The organism is Pseudarthrobacter sp. MM222, from assembly GCF_947090775.1.
Taxonomy (GTDB): Bacteria; Actinomycetota; Actinomycetes; order Actinomycetales; family Micrococcaceae; genus Arthrobacter.
Genome location: NZ_OX352321.1, coordinates 2,737,688 through 2,755,743, shown reverse-complemented (window position 1 = coordinate 2,755,743; position 18,056 = coordinate 2,737,688). Strand labels below are relative to the sequence as shown.

Below are 18,056 nucleotides of genomic sequence, written 5' to 3'. Positions count from 1 at the left end.
ATGGAACGGGCGAAACGGTGGGACGTTCCTGCGCCAAAACTGGCAAAGAATATGGCTTGCGGCCCTTGTGGAAGAAGTGACGAATGTGTGTGGGGTGACAGATGTGATTTGACGCCTATGCTATAGGCATCCCCGTAGTCCCACCCACAGGTCTAACCTTGGTCCCACCCCTAAGCGAGCAATCTTGCGAAAACTGAATGTAGCGGCAACTGTGATAGCCGCCGTGATTCTGGCAGCCGCGCTGCCGCAGGCAGCCTCTGCCGCGCCGCAGATTGCTGCCGGCGCCTCGCTGGCCGTGCCGTCGGTCACCGATCCGAACCCCGCACCGCCGGTTGACGACTTCGTCCGCCCCGAGCCTCCGGCCACCCGGGCCAAGTCCGAATACACCTACGTGAGCGCACCGCTTGCCGGGACTATGAAAACTACGCTGGTGACGGTCCAGCTCGCTGACAAGTCAGCGGCAGCAACCGATGCCGCCATTCCCATGGACGCTGCCAAAGCCTCCATTGGCGCCTCCAAGAATTACTGGCGGAGTGCGACCTCGGGCCGCGTGGACATCACCCTGGTCGAGACCCGGACGCTGCATAAATCCGCTGCCCGGTCCACGCAGTCGCCCGGCGCCATAGCCGACATCGTGACGGCCGAGCTCGGCTGGAAGCAGGACCCCTACACCGCCCTGGTGCTGTTCGTTCCCGGGGCGTACCTGAACAACGGTGCCGCCGGCATGACCTACAGCAACGGCAATATCGGCGGCAGGATCGTGATGCCGCAAAACAGCCGGCTGACTACCCCCGTCCTGGCCCATGAGTTCGGCCATGCGCTCGGCATGGACCACGCCAATAGCCTTCAGTGCGGCAGCGGGGTCTCGGACGTGGCAACCGGACCGTTCGCCGGCTTCGCCGACTCCACCTGCACCATCCGGCCCTACGGCGACAACGTGGACCTCATGGGCATTTCCCACTTTGACCACATGCCGGTTATCAGTGCCAGCTTCTGGGAAATGGGGCGGTTCGGCAACGGCGACGAAATCGCCAACCTTGGCACGGTCTCCTCGCCCCGGAACGTGACCCTCCGGCCTTGGGCCGGCAGCGGGGCGAACCGGGCCGCAAAATTCACCGACCCCAAGTCCGGGGAGGTCTATTACCTTGAACTTCGCGCACCGGTGGGCTACGACAGCGTGATCGCCCAGAACGGAAACCGGGGCGTGAAAATTACCCAGCAGGGCGGCGGCAACTCCTCCATCCTCCTGCCTCCGAACACCAGGCCCTTCGCCGGCTACTACAGCAACACCCAGGCGTGGCAGGCCGGCCAGACCTTCACCACCCACGCCGGCACCAAGGTCTCGATCACTTCGGTCAGCAACACCGCCGCCACCGTGACGATCCGCCCGCCGGGCGCTCCCGCCGTCGGCTACGCCGAGACGGTCGCCATCACCCGCACCGGGGACAAGGCGGTCCTCAACGTCGGCGGCTGGGCCTATGACAGCGCCAAGTCATCCGAATCCTCCCCGGTCCATGTTTACGTGACCACGCCTGCCGGCGTGCGGACCGGCTACGCCCTGACCGCGGACCAGCCGCGTGCGGACGTGAACAAGGTCATGGGAGTCACCGGCAACCACGGCTTCTCCCGCGCCTTCAACCTGACCGCCGCCGGCGTCTACCGGGTCTGTGTGTACGCCCTGGGCAGCGTGGAAACAACCGATCTGGGCTGCCGTTCCCTGACCCTCCAGGGCTCGGCACCGCCCGCCGGCTTCCTCGACTCGCTCAGCCTGGTCAAGGCCAATGGCGTCACCGTCCTCCGCGCCATCGGCTGGAGCTACGACCCCGGCACGCCGACGGCTTCCATCCCGGTCCACATCTACGTGACAGACCCGGCCGGCCGGACAACGTCCCGGGCGATCACGGCCAACAAGAGCCGGCCGGACGTGAGCCTGGTCATGGGCGTAACCGGCGGTCACGGCTTCAGCACGGACATCCCCGTAACAGCCGGCGGCCAGTACAAGGTCTGTGCCTACGGCCTGGCGGTCAGCCGCTTTACCCAGGGAAACAGCCTGCTGGGCTGTAAGACGGTAACGCCGCAGACCACGCCTGCACCGCTGGGCTATCTGGACAGTGCCGTTCCGAAGACCGACGCCAGGACGGCGACCGTGACCGTCAGCGGCTGGGCGCTGGACACCGGCACGCCAGCCGCGTCGATTCCGGTCCACCTCTACGTCACCGGACCGGACGGGACCACCAAGAGCTCCGCCCACACCGCGAACCAGGTCCGGGACGACGTGAACCAGGTCATGGGAAGCACCGGGAAACACGGATACCGGGTGGCAGTTCCCGTCCGTAAACCGGGCAGCTACCGCATCTGTGCCTACGGACTCGCGGTCAGTCCGTTCCCGCTGGGCAACAGCCTGCTGGGCTGCCAGACCGTGACGGTCACTGCGACTCCCGCGCCGGTGGGTTATCTCGACTCGGCCAGGGTCCAGCTTGGCGGGACCGGATCCGCAATCATCGCCAGCGGCTGGGGCCTCGATCCGGGTATGGCCGGGACCAGCATTCCGGTCCACCTCTACGTGACGTATCCGGACGGCACGACGAAGGGGACCGCGTACGTGGCCAACCGCGTCCGGGCGGACGTCAACAGCATCTTCCAGGTCCCGGGCAACCACGGCTACAAGGTGTCCATCCCGGTGGTGAAACGGGGAACGTATACCGTGTGCGCATGGGGACTGGGAGTGGCGGGCCTTTCGGCAGGAAATACCCAGTTCGGCTGCCTCCGGACCACGTACTGATAGTTGCCGGCAGTTCCATCGGCACAGCCCCCCGCGAACAGCGGCGGGCTGTGCCGCTGCTGTTATCGCTTAGTTCACCCCGGACCGCCCTTCTCTTTACCTGAGCCCCCTACTTTTCGGTGAGGGTACAAAAGTATCCTCTTCGTTTGGTGGGCTGAGGAGCCGGTACTGATGGGCGTCATCGGCAACATGCAAAGAGTCCTGGGCTCCTTCGTTCCGCAAAACCTCAAAGGCAGTGCGGAGGGCGAATGGACGGGCCGGGGCCGGAACCGGCAACTGCAGTTCACGCCCTACGAATCGGCCCGGTCCGGACCGCGCCGCGCGGACCTGACTGTGGGTGTAATCCTTGACGACTTCACGCGCACCTCATTTGCTTTCGAGTGGAACCTGCTCGAACTGCGCAAGGAGGGCTGGCGTGAACAGCTGGGCCAAACCGGCATCGACTTCCTGTTTGTGGAATCCGCGTGGAAGGGAAATTCCGGATCCTGGCAGTATCAGCTCACGGGCGCCAACGGTCCGGGCGCGGAGCTTGTCCGACTCGTGGCATGGTGCCGCGACCGCGGGATTCCGACCGTCTTCTGGAACAAGGAAGATCCTCCCCACTATGACGATTTCCTTCCCGCAGCCAAGTTGTTTGACTTCGTTTTCACGAGCGATTCGGACCGCATCCCCGACTACGTGAGGGATTTGGGCCATGCCAGCGTTGATACCCTTCCTTTCGCCGCGCAGCCCGCCATACACAACCCCGTCCGGCCAGACCGCGGCTGGCACTCGCGCGGCGTGGCTTTCGCGGGGATGTATTTTGCCCACAAGTACCCCCAAAGACGCGCCCAGATGGACATGCTCCTGGGCGCGGCGCTGGCCGAAACAGGAACGGGCGGCGGCAAGCTGGAGATATTCTCCCGCCAGCTGGGCGGCGACCGGAAGTACCAGTTCCCGGAGCCATTTGACGAACACGTCGTCGGCTCGCTGAGCTACCCCCAGATGCTGACCGCTTACCGCGCGTACAAGGCCTTCCTGAACGTCAACTCAGTGGTCGAATCGCCCAGCATGTGTGCCCGCCGGATATTTGAGATCACCGCCTCGGGGACACCCGTCGTCTCGGCGCCAAGTTCGGCGATTGCCCGGTTCTTCGAGGACGATGAGGTTCTGGTTGCCGCCGCCAAGACTGAGGCGGAAACCATGCTGCGGAAGCTGACGTCAAACGCAGACTTCAGTGAACGCCTGGTGCACAAAGGCCAGCGCCGGATCTGGGGAGCACATACCTACGCGCACCGGGCGGAAGCGGTTCTGCAGGCGGTCGCGCCCGAGCGCTTCCGTCCGGTCCAGCTCCCCTCCGTCAGTGCGCTGGTGAGCACCACCCGTCCGCACCGGTTGGGGCAGATTTTTGCGACCGCCGGGGGACAGGCCGGCGTGGATCTGGAACTCGTCGTGTTGACCCGCGGGTTCACCGCCGATGCAGGACAGCTGGCTGAACTGGCCCGCACGCACGGCGTGGCGAAGTACAAGGGCCTCGTCGCCCCGGCCGCCCTGACGCTCGGGGAGTGCCTCAACCTGTGCGTTGCAGCCTCCACCGGAGCCGTGCTGGCCGCGATGGACGACGCCGACTATTACGCGCCGAACTACCTCGTGGATTTGCTGCATGCCCTGAGCTACTCCGGGGCGGACGTGGTCGGGAAGCAGTCACACTACCTGCACCTAGCTTCCAAACGAGCCACCGTGCTCCGCGCCGCACACCGGGAGCACCGGTTCAGCCGTCGGGTGGTCGGCTCAACCATCACGGCACCCCGGGAGGTCTTCCAGACCCACCCCTTCGAGGCGCGCAGCCGGGGACACGACACCGCTTTCCTCATGTCCGTCACGGCTGCCAGGGGCTCCATTTACGCCGCCGACAGGTTCAACTACTGCCGGGTGCGCGTCGGGCCCGGGAGTGCCCGCGGCCCGGCGGACGGCGGCCACTCACGGCCAGGCGGGCTTCAAATTTTCGGAAATCCACGTGATCACATCACGCTTTGACAGGGGGCAATAGAGTGACGACTTTTCAGACCATCGCCGTTATTGGACTCGGGTACATCGGGCTGCCCACAGCCGCGATCCTGGCGACCAACGGACTCGACGTCATCGGCGTCGACGTCAACCAGCGGACAGTGGACGCAGTGAACGACGGGCGCGTCCCGTTTGTTGAGCCGGACCTGGGGGTCCACGTCGCGGGCGCAGTCAGCCAGGGCCGTCTCAAGGCGACCACGGGTACGCCTGCTGCCGATGCGTACATTGTTGCCGTTCCAACGCCTTTCAAGGCGGACAAGGGCGCTGACTTGAGCTATATCGAGGCGGCCGCACGCGGCATCGCGCCCGTGCTGCAGGGTGGCGAACTGATCATCCTGGAGTCGACGTCACCTCCTGGGGCTACCCGCCACTTGGGCGAGTACATTGTTTCGCTCCGGCCGGACTTGTCGCTGGACGGCGCCAACGGTAAGCCTGCTATTCTCCTGGCCCACTGCCCCGAGCGCGTACTTCCCGGAAGAGTCATGATCGAGCTCGTGACCAACGACAGAATTGTGGGAGGTATCACCCGCCGGGCGGCCGAGCTGGCGAAGGACTTGTATTCGGTGTTCTGCCAGGGCGAGATCCTGATCACCGACGACGTGACAGCGGAGATGGCCAAACTGGTCGAAAACTCCTACCGCGACGTCAATATTGCCTTCGCGAATGAGCTCTCCGTCATCAGTGACAGGTTGGGTATCAACGTCTGGGAACTCATCCGGCTGGCAAATCACCACCCGCGTGTTGACATCCTGCAGCCGGGGCCAGGCGTCGGCGGGCACTGCATCGCTGTGGATCCGTGGTTCATCGTGGCCGCGGCGCCGGCAGAGTCCCGGTTGATCAGGACAGCACGGACCGTCAACGACGAAAAGCCGAGCTGGGTGGTGCAGCAGGTCCTTGAGGCCTCCGCGAAGCTGGCCGGTGATTCCGAGATTGCTGTCCTTGGACTCGCGTTCAAGGCAAACATTGATGACCTGCGTGAGTCGCCCGCCATTGACATTGCCCACGCAATTGCCGAAGCGCTGCCGGCCACCCACATCAACGTGGCTGAGCCGCACATCGAGGCCTTGCCCGAACGCCTTCAGCGCAGGGACAACGTCCGGCTGATCGCTCTGGAGGAAGCCGTGGGCCGTTCGGCCCTGGTTGTTGTGCTGGTTGACCACGATGCCGTTCGCGCGCTGCCGCCCGAGGTCCTGGCGGGCAAGCTCCTCGTCGACACCAGGGGGGTCTTCAGCGCATGATCCCCCGGTTGCTTCAGACACTGCGCTCATCCTTCAAGAGCAAGGGTGTTCTTGCCATGGCCCTCTGCGGGGTCATCGCGGTCCTCGGCGGGTCTCTCTACCTTTATGGCCGGCATCCGGCATTCGGGGCGCTGTCCCTCACACTCCTCACCCTCATGGCAGTGACGGCCGTGTCGCAGCTGGTCAAGTTGCGGTGGGTGCAGGAAACCGAAGCCAGGAAGGCCCGCTCGCGCTTCCGCGAGCTGCGCGAGGCTTTGCGCGGACTTTCGACGCCGGCCCACCAGGCTTCGACGCCGGCCCGCCAGGTTCCGAAAACGGCAGCCGCCCCGGCGGAGAAGAAAAAGCCGGTTTCGCCGGCAACCCCGTCGCCCGGCCGAGCAATCGGTCGGTTGGCCGCCGCCGTCGAGGACGACCGGGACCGGCAAGCCAGAATCCTTAGCTACCTCGGCGTTCCTCCGGCTGCGCCGTGGGGCGGGCGGATTGTCTACGCGATTATGGGCCGGGAGCTCGACCGGTACCTGGGCGACACCCACGCACTTGAATTCCTGCGGCCCAGCACAATTGGCGCCCAAATCGCGAGCGGGAGCGGATCCGCCCTTGTCATCGATGACAGCGCCTTCACGTCCGGAATCTGGTTCGGAGCCGATTCCGCGGCGGGGACCCCGCTGGCAAATGAGATCCTCCCGGCGCTGGCCGAATGCCGGTCCCGGGGAATCCCTGTCTACTTCGTGAAAACCCGCCGGGAATCCGATATCTACACCCTGGATTTCGAAGCTGCCTCGGATGTTGTGTTCTCAGATCGTCCATCGCTGGACGAGTGGACCGAAGACTACACATTCGGCCTGCTCGCCTCCCTGGAAGCCTTTGCCAAGATGAAAAAGGGAGCACTCATTGGCACGCACTGACACCGACTCGTCCACGCGGACGATTCTGCTGTACGGAGACGTCGACCTCAACATCATCGACGGATCTGCCGTCTGGCTTGTCTCCATGGCTGAAGCCCTGTCCCGTACGGGTTCCGAGGTCTGCGTCCTGCTCAAGACGGCAGTCACGAAGACCCGGTTGCTGGATCGGATCGCGGACCTGCCAGGAGTGGAAATAGTCGAGGCTGATGTGACGGGCAACCTCGAAGCGATGCAGCCTCGGACCGCCGCGCAGCGAATGGCGCAACTGGATGCTGAAAGGCCGTTCGATGTGGTGATCGCCCGCGGCACCCAGGTGGCGGCGCACGTCGCGAACTCCGCGGCCCTGGGTCCGAAGTCGTGGCTCTACATTACGGACATCGCGCACCCGGGTTCCCGGCTTTCCGAAAAGGATCTTGCGATGCTCAGGCGGACGGTCGGACAATGCCGGCGTTTCTTCGTCCAGACGGAGGCCGCCCGCTCCTACGTGGAGGCGACCATTCCCGAGGCCGCCGGAAAGACCCTGGTCCTTGCGCCCATGGTGCCCGATGAGTACTTCGACCTGCGGGGGAGTTCCCCGACGGCCGGCAGGAAACTGAGCGCTGTCTACTCCGGCAAATTTGCCAAGAAGTGGCGCACCCTGGAGATGTGCTCGCTGCCCGCTATGGCCGGGGAGCACGGCCTCCCCCTAACCGTGACGATGATCGGGGACAAATTCCAGCACGATCCCCACGACCCGATGTGGTCGGCCTCGATGGAGGAGGCAATAGCTTCGCCGGGCATCGACTGGCTGGGCGGGATGTCCCGGGATGAAGCGGCAAAAGAGGTCAGCCGGCACGATGTCGGATTGAGCTGGCGGGATCGAAGCATGGACGCCAGCCTCGAAATTTCGACCAAGGTGCTCGAATACGCCGCCCTCGGCGTGCCGCCGATGGTGAACCGGAACGCGCAGCATCTCGAGCTTTTCGGCGTCGACTACCCGCTGTATGTCGACGACGACTCGACGGCCGGCGTCGTCAGCACTCTCCTCTCCGCCAGGGACGCACTGCCGGAGTTAAGGGAGGACGTGAGCAGGCGCGTCAGGTACTACTCCATCTCGGCAGCGGCGACGCGGTTGCAGGCCCACTTTGAACGGGCCGAGGGGGACTACCGCCGCACGCCCAGAGCCCGGCACAAGACGCGGGTCCTGATAGCCGGTCACGATCTCAAATTTGCGGGCGAGCTCGTTTCCGCCCTCGAAATGCGGGACGACATCGAACTCGCCTTTGACCACTGGGAGACGCTGCATCGCCATGACGTGCAGGAGTCCGAACGGCTTCGGGACTGGGCCGACGTCATCATCTGTGAATGGTGCGGACCAAACGCCGTGTGGTACTCGAACAACAAGCGGCGAAGACAAAAGCTCATCGTGCGCCTTCACATGTTCGAGCTCAACGGTCCCTGGCTGGGCAATGTGGCCGCGGAAAACATTGACACCCTGATCTGTGTCTCACAGCTCTATGTGGACCGCACCTTCGAAAGGACGGCGTGGACCGGTACCCCCTTCCGGGTCATTCCGAACGCCGTTGACCTTCTGGACCTCGGCCGGACCAAAGAACCGGGGCATCGCTTCCGTTTGGGACTGGTAGGCATCGTCCCGATGCGTAAACGGCTAGACAGAGCCCTCGACCTGCTGGAGGAACTACTGGAAGAGGACTCCAGATACACCCTGCATGTCCGGGGAAGAATGCCGTGGGAGTATCCCTACGAGTGGAAGAAACCGCTTCAACGGGAGGCCTACCTGGAAATTTTCGACCGGATCGGACGGTCCCCGGCCTTGCGGGATGCCGTGGTCTTCGAACCTTTCGGCCCGGACATGGCGGCGTGGATGCGCAAGATCGGCTACGTTTTGTCCCCCAGTTCGGACGAAAGCTTCCACCTCGCCCCCGCCGAGGGAATGGCCTCAGGTTCCGTACCACTGTTCTGGCGACGGCCCGGAGTGGACGAAATATTCAGCAGTCGATGGACCCGCGAAACCACGTCCCAAGTTCGGGCGTTCGTCTCCGCCCTGAACAATCTCCCGGAAGCCTATGAGCAGGAGTCCCGGGCTGCTGCGGAATACGCCCAACGCTTCGACATGCGGGCCACCGGCGAGCAATGGCTGGAGGAGATCCTCGCCGGTTAGGCCGGCCGTTGCATTTGACCCTCACCGGGGGCATTCTTTGCATAGGACGCGGTCTCAGCCAGCGAGCTAGGGATCGGCGATGGAACACGGATCAGAGACGCACCGGCGGCAGTACCCTATCGGCCTAGCCGGGCGAGCCCACCTTGTGCTGGTGGCGGCCATAGCACTGGCCATCGCGCTTGTGTCTGCTGGCTCTCCGGCGGCGGTTGGCGCAGACAGTCCCACTTTCCCGGTGGCTGGCTACTTCGTCCGGGCAAGCACAAGTGACGCCGATAATACCGGCAAGCTGACCGCCATCAAGGCGCTGGGGGGTGACACTGTCATCACCTTCGGGTCCAGATTGTCGCCCATCGGCCTTGCGAGTGTCCCCGCCGCATGCGTGATCGCCGCGGTTAATTGTGTCCAGTCCGTCACGGGCGGCGCGCTGCTCAACAGGGTGTTCCTTTATGCAGATTCAAGTCCATGGGGGGCTCCTGCCGTCAAATGCCCACGGGACCGGAGTATCACCAACAACAACAAGCTGTTCACCGTCCTGGTGCTGCCGGCACAGGGCTCCGGGTGCACCGCCGCTGACAGCCGCTACGACGTCGTGGTGGTGAGCGGCGGGACTGTGCCAGAGGCGAGCGCCACCGGATCGATGGCCAGGGTGGCCACTGCCCAGGCAGTGAAGTTCTTCGCCGGAATGCCGATTCCGGCCAACAGGGCCGATGCCGCCTACCTGCCGGATCTGTCGTATCAGAACACGTTCAGCCAGTTCACCGACCGGTACCTGCAATATCAGTCGGCGGTGAACGATGTGGCCGGCCTTGCCGGCTTCTACCTGTCCACGGAAATGCCCGTCAGCGACGGCCCAATATTTGACTCCGTCCTGACCGTCTACAGGATCCAGAACCAAGCTATCCGCCGAATCATGCCGACGCGCTCCGCCGTCGTCAGTCCGTACATCGACGCCCGAGCCGCCGCGGGAGGCCGGACCACGCCTGCCCAAGCCCAAGCTGCCGTTCGCAACATCGGTCTAACGGCAAGCGGGGTCCGGCTGAACATCGCCGTCCAGGACGGAATGGGTACCGGGAAGGGCGGGGCCTACTTCGGCAATGAAGTGAACTCAATGGTGGACAACTATGCCGCGGCCATTGTGGGATCCGGCACCTGGGGGAACAAATATCTGGCCCCGGTCCGGGACTACTTCCTGGCGGCAGCGGCCGGAGCGGCGGGCACCGGTGCCACGCTCTGGGCGAACATGGAAGGCATGGCGCCAGCCACCGGCGCGAACCCGTGCGACTCGAACACCCGGGGCCAAACCACCAAGGCCCGGCTGGACCGGCAACTGCAGCAACTGGGAAACGCCCCAGCCAAGGTCATTTCCTTCATGTGGGACTCCTACTACACATGCGCGGGTACCGGGGTTCCCCTCGCCCAGTCGATAGAGGGCGGCAAGGCCACGCCAGTGATTACGGATACGGACTTCAGCGCTGCGACAGGGTCCGTCCTCGTCACCGGATACAACCTCAGCGGGGCCAAGGTTCAGCTTAGGTGGACCACCGCGGCCGGGTTGGCCCAGGACAGGACCCTGGCCGCCGGGGCCTATAATCCGTTATTCGGCCAGCAGCGCGGGCTCAATCCCAGCCTTCAATCGGTCACTGTCAACGTGGGAGCCACATCGCTCGGCTCCGGCAAGTTCTACATGGTGAACGTGACGAATGCGTGGGGCGCAACAAATGACGCGTTTTATTCAAAGCAGGGCTGATGAGGGCGTGGCTGAACGGGCCTCCCAACGTGCGGCGTCCTCGGGGGCTCTGGCGTCGGTTGTCCGCGGTAGCGTAGGGCTGTGCCTGAATCGACTGCCCCTGAACCCTCCCTGCCGGAGCCGTCCGCACCGGACGCCGTCCTGACCGTGGCGGCCCTCTCCGAGTCCGAGCTCCTTGAGCGGATCTTCCCCCGGCTCAACCGGGGCCCTCGGGTCAACGCCGCGGTCCTGCTGGGGCCCGGGGACGACGCCGCGATCGTGGCTGCGCCGGACGGCCGCACGGTGATCAGCATCGATACCCAGGTGGAGGACCAGGACTTCCGGCTTGAGTGGAACAACGGCTACCGGACCAGCGGGTACGACGTCGGCTGGAAGGCCGCCGCGCAGAACCTCAGTGACATCAACGCCATGGGGGCCCGTGCCACCTCCCTGGTGGTGAGCCTCACGATGCCGCCCGCTACCGCCGTGTCCTGGGTGGAGGACTTCGCCGACGGACTGACAGCGGGCCTCCGCGGGCTCGGCGCCCCGGACTGCGCCGTGGCCGGCGGCGACCTGGGCCGGGGGCGGGAACTGGCGGTGAGCGTCGCCATCCTTGGCAGCCTGGACGGCGGGGACCCGGTACTGCGGTCCGGAGCGCGCCCGGGAGACACCCTGGCGCTGGCCGGAACCGTCGGCCGGGCCGCCGCCGGCCTTGCCCTGCTCGAGTCCGACATCCCCGTCCACACGCTGAGCGGGGAACAGCGGGCTCTGATAGACACCCAATGCCGGCCCCGGCCGCCGCTCGCCGCCGGGCCGCTGGCGCGGCGCGCCGGCGCCACGGCCATGATGGATATTTCCGACGGACTCGTCCGGGACGGCGGCCGGATGGCCGCCGCCAGCGGGGGAGTGCTCAACCTGGACCCCGACGCGCTGAAGGCGCTCGCCGTGCCCCTGCTGCCCGCCGCCGAACTGCTGGGCATCGAACCGCTCGACTGGGTCCTGGGCGGCGGGGAAGACCACGGACTGCTTGCCACATTCCCCGCAGGTCTTCAGCTGCCTCCCGGTTTCACTGCGATAGGCTCGGTAGAAGCCCCTGCACCAATGGACGGCACGGGCGTCAAGATCGCGGGCAGGGCCGCAGACGCTGTGGGATGGGATCACTTTGCAGACTAAGATTGCCGCCAACGCGCAAGCGATGAAGCGGTGGTTGGGCAAGGCAGAAACAACGCTAGGGAACCACAGCGACCGCCTGAACGCCATCAACATCTTCCCTGTCGCCGACGGCGACACGGGCACCAACCTCTACCTGACGGCCAGGGCCGCGGCGCACGCCGTGCAAGCCTCGGATCCGGCCTCGAGTCCGGGCCCCGATGCCGCCGCGCCGCCCACAGCCGCCATGCCGCTGGTCACCGGCGACCCGGCCCAGCACATCGCCGGGACGGGTCCGGCGCAGAACGACGTCGGCGCGGTTTTGGCCCAGGCCGGCAAGGCCGCCATGGAGCAGGCGCGCGGCAACTCCGGGACCCTGTTCGCCGTTTTCCTCTGCGCTGCTGCCGAGCCCCTCGCCGGCCACACCCGGCTCAGCGGACCACTGCTGGCCGCCGCCCTCAACCGCGCCCAAATCCGGGCCTGGTCCGCACTGAGCGACCCCGTGCCGGGTACCATGCTGTCCGTCATGGAAGCGGCTGCCCGCGCCGCCGCCGCCGTGGACTCCGCCCACGACGGCGACGACAGCAACCACACCCTCGGGCTGGCACTCGATGCGGCTGTGGAAGCGGCCCTTGCCGCGGTGGTGCGGACCGAGGACCAGCTCGACGCCCTGCAGGCCGCCCATGTGGTGGACGCCGGCGGGGTCGGGATGCTGTTGATCCTGGACTGCCTGCGGTCCGCCGTCCTCGGTGAAGAACTGCAGAGCGAACTCCTCGACGGTTTGCATGGCTATGACGTCCAGGACCCGCACATCCACGCTGGGATGCCCCGGGACGAGGGCGTGGAAGTGATGTGCACCATCACGCTCTCCCCGCTGGATGCCGCCATGATGCGCCAGCGCCTCGACGAGATGGGCGAGTCCGTCATCATGAGCCAGGTGGACCGTGCGGCCGACGCTTCCGGGCAGTACCGCTGGCGGGTCCATGTCCACGTTCCCGACGCCGAGCCGGCCGTGGCACTGATCCGTTCCCTGGGCGACCCCTCGGACCTGTCCGTCAGCGAGCTCGCCGTGCCGCGTGAATATGAGGACCGGGTCCCCGACGGACATGAACGCTGAACTGGACCTGGGCCTGGAGCGCCGGATCGGCAAGCGCTCCGCGGCGGTCATCGAGAAGCACTTGGGCATCACCACCGTAGGCGGCCTCCTGAACTACTTCCCGCGCCGCTACATGAGCCGCGGCGAGCTGACCCCGATCAGTGAAGTCCCGCTCGACGAGGACGTGACACTTATTGCCCGGGTACTCTCCAACAGCACCCGGTCCATGCGCGCGCGCCGCGGAACCCTGACCGACGTCGTGATCACCGACGACGCCGGGGGAGCCGGTGCCGCCGGCGCACACCGCCCGCCGGGGGCCGGCCTGCCGGGCACGCTCAAGGTGAGTTTCTTCAACGGCTTCCGGGCCAAGGCCGAACTCCAGCCCGGCCGGCGTGCCCTTTTCTCCGGCAAGGTCACGCGCTACGGCGGCTCGCTCGGACTGACCAACCCCGATTTCCAACTCCTCGACGAGGACCCGGAAACTCCCGGCATGGATCCGGAAAAGCTCGCAGCCATGCCCATCCCGGTGTATCCGGCCACCGCCAAGCTGACCAGCTGGTCCATCCAGAAAGTCATTTCGACGCTCCTGGACACCGCGGAGCTGGACGCCCTGGCGGACCCGCTGCCCGCGGACATTGCGGCGCGGGAGAAATTCCTGGCCGTCGCGGACGCCTACCGGCTCATCCACGCCCCGGAGACGCCCCCGGACTATTCGCGCGCCCGCGACCGGTTCCGCTACCAGGAAGCCCTGGTGCTCCAGTCCGCCCTGGCCCGTCGCCGGGCCCAGCTCGCCGCTGAGGAAGCCACCGCCAGGCGGCCAGTTGCGGGCGGCCTGCTGCCCGCCTTCGACCGCCAGCTGCCGTTCACGCTGACCGCCGGCCAGTCCGCCGTCGGCAAGACCCTGGCCGGGGAGCTGGCCCAGGACTCGCCAATGAACCGGCTGCTGCAGGGCGAGGTGGGTTCCGGCAAGACCATCGTGGCCCTGCGCGCCATGCTGCAGGTGGTGGACGCCGGCGGACAGGCCGCCCTGCTGGCCCCCACCGAGGTCCTCGCCGCGCAGCACTTCGACTCGATCCGGCGCACCCTCGGCCCGCTGTCCCGGGACGGACTGCTGGGCGGTTTTGGATCCGACGCCGTGCAGGTCACCTTGCTGACGGGGTCGATGCCGACCGCGGCGCGCAAGCAGGCGCTGCTGGATGCCGCCTCCGGAACGGCGGGGATAGTGATCGGCACGCACGCCCTGCTGAGCGACAACGTCTCCTTCTATGACCTGGGCCTGATCGTGGTGGACGAACAGCACCGCTTCGGGGTGGAACAACGCGACCTGCTCCGGTCCAAGGCCCGCAAGCCGCCGCACCTGCTGGTCATGACCGCCACCCCGATCCCGCGGACCGTGGCCATGACGGTGTTCGGCGACCTCGAAACCTCCGTGCTGGACGAGCTCCCGGCGGGACGCGCGCCGATCACCACCCACGTCGTCGGGCTCGCGGAAAACCCCGGCTGGGCCCGGCGCATCTGGTCCCGTTCCCGGGAGGAGATCGACGCCGGCCACCAGGTCTATGTTGTGTGCCCCAAGATCGGCAGCGACGACGACGGGGACTTCAGTCCCGGCGAAGCCGAGCCGTCCGACGCCGACCTCGAGGGGGACAACGGCTCCCGCGAGCTGGCGTCGGTGACCGGCGTCGTCGAACAGCTCCGGGATGAACCGGCGCTGGCCGGAGTTCCGGTCGCGCCGCTGCACGGCCGCCAGGACCCGGCGCTCAAGTCCGGGACCATGGCATCGTTCACGGCCAACGAGACCAAGCTGCTCGTCTCCACCACGGTGATCGAGGTCGGCGTCGACGTGCACAACGCCACCCTCATGGTCATCCTCGACGCGGACAGATTCGGCATCTCCCAGCTGCACCAGCTCCGCGGCCGGGTGGGCCGCGGCGGCCTGCCCGGCACCTGCCTCCTCGTCACCGCGCTCGAACCCGGCCATCCCAGCCGACGGCGGCTCGAGGCGGTTGCCGCCACGACCGACGGGTTCGAGCTTTCCCAGGAGGACCTCAAGCTGCGCCGCGAGGGCGACATCCTCGGCGCCTCCCAGTCCGGCGGCCGGTCCACCCTGAAGCTCCTGCGGGTGCTCGAGCACGAGGACATCATCGCCCGGGCACGGCAGGACGCCCAGCGGATCGTGGCAGCGGACCCGTCGCTTACCGCCAACCCAGCACTCGCCGAGGCGATCGACGAATACCTGAACCCCGAGAAGGAGGCGTTCCTTGAACGCGGCTAGCAGAATCCCCCCAGCCACGGCGGCCCGGCGGTGAGCCGCATCATCGCCGGCGCCGCGGGCGGCATGCCGCTGACCAGCGTCCCCGGATCCCTGACCCGGCCCACCACGGACCGCGTGAAGGAAGCTCTCTTTTCCCGCCTGGATGCCTTCGAGGTTGTGGCGGACGCCCGCGTCCTTGACCTGTACGCCGGCTCCGGTTCGCTCGGCGTGGAAAGCGCCAGCCGCGGCGCCGAAACCGTGGACCTCGTGGAATTCGACGCCAAAGCCAGCGAGGTCTGCCAGCGCAACGCGGACCTCGTCAACACGGTCGCGCGCCGCAAGGTGGTCTCCGTGCACCGCTCCAAGGTCGAATCGTTCCTGGACCGGACCCAGGACAGTGTCCGCTGGGACCTCATCTTCCTCGATCCGCCCTACCCGCTCGATGAACCGGCGCTGGCCGAGGTGCTGGCCAAGCTGCTCCCGCATCTTGCGGAGGGCGCCGTCGTCGTCGTGGAGCGCTCCGCGCGGACCCCCGAACCGTCCTGGCCGGAGGGCATGGAGCGGTTCGCGGAGCGGAAGTACGGCGAGACGCGGCTCTGGTTCGCCGAACCCAGTGTCGAGGAAGTCCCGGAAGCAGACGTCGCCGAGGCGCTCGACGAGCAGCCGGAGAACGGCAACTAGTCCGAGAGCTCGTCCAGGCCGACGCCGGCGAGTACTTTGGCGGGGTGGGGTCCGCGGGCGGTGAGCGCCGCGGTCCACGCTTCCGGCCACGGCCCCTGGGTCCCGGTCAGGATGATGTTGCCGGGATACCGGCCGCTGAACATGCCGGCCTCAGCGAACGCCGACACATCCGCCATGGCCCGGCGCAGCGCCGCCGCCTGGCTCCGGACCAGGGTCAGCCCGGGTTCATCGCCCACGTTGACGATCAGCACCCCGCGCGGGGTCAGCTTCGCCGCGGCCTCCCGGTAAAACTCCGTGCAGGCAAGATGCGCGGGCGCCTCGGGGCCGGAGAAAATGTCCAGGATTACGACGTCGAAGCGCAGTCCCGGAGGCAACTCGGCCAGGGCGTCCCGGGCGTCGCCGATCAGCGTGTGCAGCCGGGTGCCGTCGGGCAGGGGGAGCCGGTCCAGAACGAAGTCCAGCAGCTCCCGTTCCAGCTCAACGGCGTACTGCTCGGAGCCGGGCCGGGTGGCCTGGACGTAGCGGGCCAGCGTGAGGGCCCCGGCGCCAAGGTGGAGGGCTGTGACGGGTTCACCCCACGGCGCCGCGAGGTCCACCACATGCCCGATCCGGCGCAGGTATTCGTAGAAAATGTCCGTGGGGTCCGCCAGGTTCACATGGGACTGCTCGGCGCCGCCGATGCTGAGCACGAAGCCGCCCTCGGTGAATTGATCGGGCTCGATCGTGGCGTGCTGGCCGGTGGTCCGCAGGAAGCGCGACACCGCAGCAGGCGTATCGGCCACCTAGAGCCGGTCCCGCAGCGTGGAGATCCGCTCGGCGGCCTCCTGCAGGACGTCGATCCGCTTGCAGAAAGCGAACCGCAGCAGGCTGCGCGTGCGCTCGGCCCCTTCAGGGTGGCAGAAGACCGGCACCGGGATGGCGGCGACGCCGACGAGGGCCGGCAGCCGGCGGGCCAGGTCCACCGCGTCGGAAATGCCCAGCGGCGCGGTGTCCACGTTCACGAAGTACGTCCCCTGCGGGGTGAAGACGTCCAGTCCGGCCGCGCGGAGACCTTCGCTGAGGATGTCCCGCTTGAGCTGGAGGGTATCGGCGATTCCGGCATAGAACTCATCCGGCAGGCCGAGGCCGACGGCGATGGCGCCCTGGAACGGTGTGCCCGAGCTGTAGCTGAGGAACTGCTTGACCGTCCGGGCGGCGGCCACGAGATGCTCCGGGCCGCTCAGCCAGCCGATCTTCCACCCGGTGAAGGAGAACGTCTTCCCGGCCGAGGAAATGGTCAGCGTGCGCTCGGCCGCGCCGGGCAGCGTGGCCAGCGGGATGTGGCGGACGCCGAAGGTGAGGTGCTCGTAGACCTCGTCGGTGATGATGACGGCGTCGTATTTGGTGGCGAGTTCGACGACGCGTTCCAGCACCTCCCGCGGGAACACCGCTCCGGTCGGGTTGTGCGGGTTGTTGACCAGCACCACCTTGGTGCGGGTGTTGAAGGCCGCCTCGAGGGCAGCCAGGTCGGGCATGAAGTCCGGTGCCAGCAGCGGGGCCGTGACGTGGCGGGCGCCGGAGAGCCCGATGATGGCGCCGTAGGAGTCGTAGAACGGCTCGAAGGTGAGGACCTCGTCGCCGGGGCCCACGAGGGCGAGGAGTGAGGCGGCAATGGCCTCGGTGGCGCCGGTGGTGACGATGATTTCGGTCTGCGGGTCCGGGGTCAGGCCGTAGAACCGTTCCTGGTGGAGGGAGATCGCATCCCGGAGCTCCACGATGCCCTTGCCCGGGGCGTACTGGTTATAGCCGGCGGCGATCGCGGCCTGCGCCGCGGCCTTGATCTCCGCCGGCCCGTCCTCGTCCGGGAAGCCCTGTCCCAGGTTGATGGCGCCGGTTTGCAGGGCCAGGGTGGTCATTTCCTCGAAAATCGTTACGCCCAGGGTGCCCTCGGTGGAGAGCAGGTTGGCGCCGGTGGCAGCGCGCTGCCACGGGAACTGCTGGTGAGTTGCTGACATTCAGTCATGTTATCCCGCTCCGCG

Annotated in this window: 12 protein-coding genes; 10 read left to right on the top strand and 2 right to left on the bottom strand. The window is 66.7% G+C overall.

Annotated features, from left to right (window positions below):
• The first annotated feature begins 184 nt into the window (after positions 1-184).
• The 10 genes from OM977_RS12585 to rsmD all read left to right on the top strand — a co-directional run bounded on the left by OM977_RS12585 (position 185) and on the right by rsmD (position 16,038).
• Complete coding sequence (locus OM977_RS12585; RefSeq protein WP_264354284.1) at positions 185-2,782, top strand: hypothetical protein; 2,598 nt, start codon at positions 185-187, stop codon at positions 2,780-2,782.
• Positions 2,783-2,953: 171 nt separating this feature from the next.
• Positions 2,954-4,798, top strand: coding sequence for a glycosyltransferase family protein (locus OM977_RS12580; RefSeq protein WP_264354283.1), 1,845 nt, complete (start codon positions 2,954-2,956; stop codon positions 4,796-4,798).
• Positions 4,799-4,812: 14 nt separating this feature from the next.
• Positions 4,813-6,066, top strand: coding sequence for a UDP-N-acetyl-D-mannosamine dehydrogenase (gene wecC / locus OM977_RS12575; protein WP_264354282.1), 1,254 nt, complete (start codon positions 4,813-4,815; stop codon positions 6,064-6,066).
• 8 nt (positions 6,067-6,074) lie between these two features.
• A complete protein-coding gene (locus OM977_RS12570) occupies positions 6,075-6,971 on the top strand; it encodes a hypothetical protein (RefSeq protein WP_264354281.1) in 897 nt (298 codons plus the stop codon).
• Complete coding sequence (locus OM977_RS12565; RefSeq protein ID WP_264354280.1) at positions 6,958-9,132, top strand: glycosyl transferase; 2,175 nt, start codon at positions 6,958-6,960, stop codon at positions 9,130-9,132. Before OM977_RS12570 ends, OM977_RS12565 begins: the two co-directional genes overlap by 14 nt.
• 79 nt (positions 9,133-9,211) lie before the next feature.
• The gene (locus OM977_RS12560; RefSeq protein WP_264354279.1) at positions 9,212-10,879 is read left to right on the top strand and encodes a hypothetical protein; all 1,668 of its coding nucleotides are present in this window, start codon (positions 9,212-9,214) and stop codon (positions 10,877-10,879) included.
• Positions 10,880-11,020: 141 nt separating this feature from the next.
• Complete coding sequence (gene thiL / locus OM977_RS12555; protein ID WP_264357406.1) at positions 11,021-12,031, top strand: thiamine-phosphate kinase; 1,011 nt, start codon at positions 11,021-11,023, stop codon at positions 12,029-12,031.
• A 22-nt stretch (positions 12,032-12,053) separates the two neighbouring features.
• Positions 12,054-13,124, top strand: a complete 1,071-nt coding sequence (locus OM977_RS12550; protein WP_264357405.1) for a DAK2 domain-containing protein — start codon at positions 12,054-12,056, stop codon at positions 13,122-13,124.
• Positions 13,114-15,378 (top strand): ATP-dependent DNA helicase RecG, encoded by a 2,265-nt coding sequence (locus OM977_RS12545; protein WP_264354278.1) that lies wholly within the window; start codon positions 13,114-13,116, stop codon positions 15,376-15,378. Before OM977_RS12550 ends, OM977_RS12545 begins: the two co-directional genes overlap by 11 nt.
• A 30-nt stretch (positions 15,379-15,408) precedes the next feature.
• Positions 15,409-16,038, top strand: a complete 630-nt coding sequence (gene rsmD / locus OM977_RS12540) for a 16S rRNA (guanine(966)-N(2))-methyltransferase RsmD (protein ID WP_264354277.1) — start codon at positions 15,409-15,411, stop codon at positions 16,036-16,038.
• Here rsmD and OM977_RS12535 read toward each other — a convergent pair.
• Together OM977_RS12535 and OM977_RS12530 are read right to left on the bottom strand one after the other, a co-directional pair.
• Entirely contained in the window at positions 16,035-16,820 is a 786-nt protein-coding gene (locus OM977_RS12535) for a spermidine synthase (protein WP_264354276.1), read from the bottom strand. The two genes, rsmD and OM977_RS12535, sit on opposite strands and share 4 nt — an antisense overlap.
• A complete protein-coding gene (locus tag OM977_RS12530) occupies positions 16,821-18,032 on the bottom strand; it encodes an aminotransferase class I/II-fold pyridoxal phosphate-dependent enzyme (protein WP_264354275.1) in 1,212 nt (403 codons plus the stop codon).
• Positions 18,033-18,056: the final 24 nt, after the last annotated feature.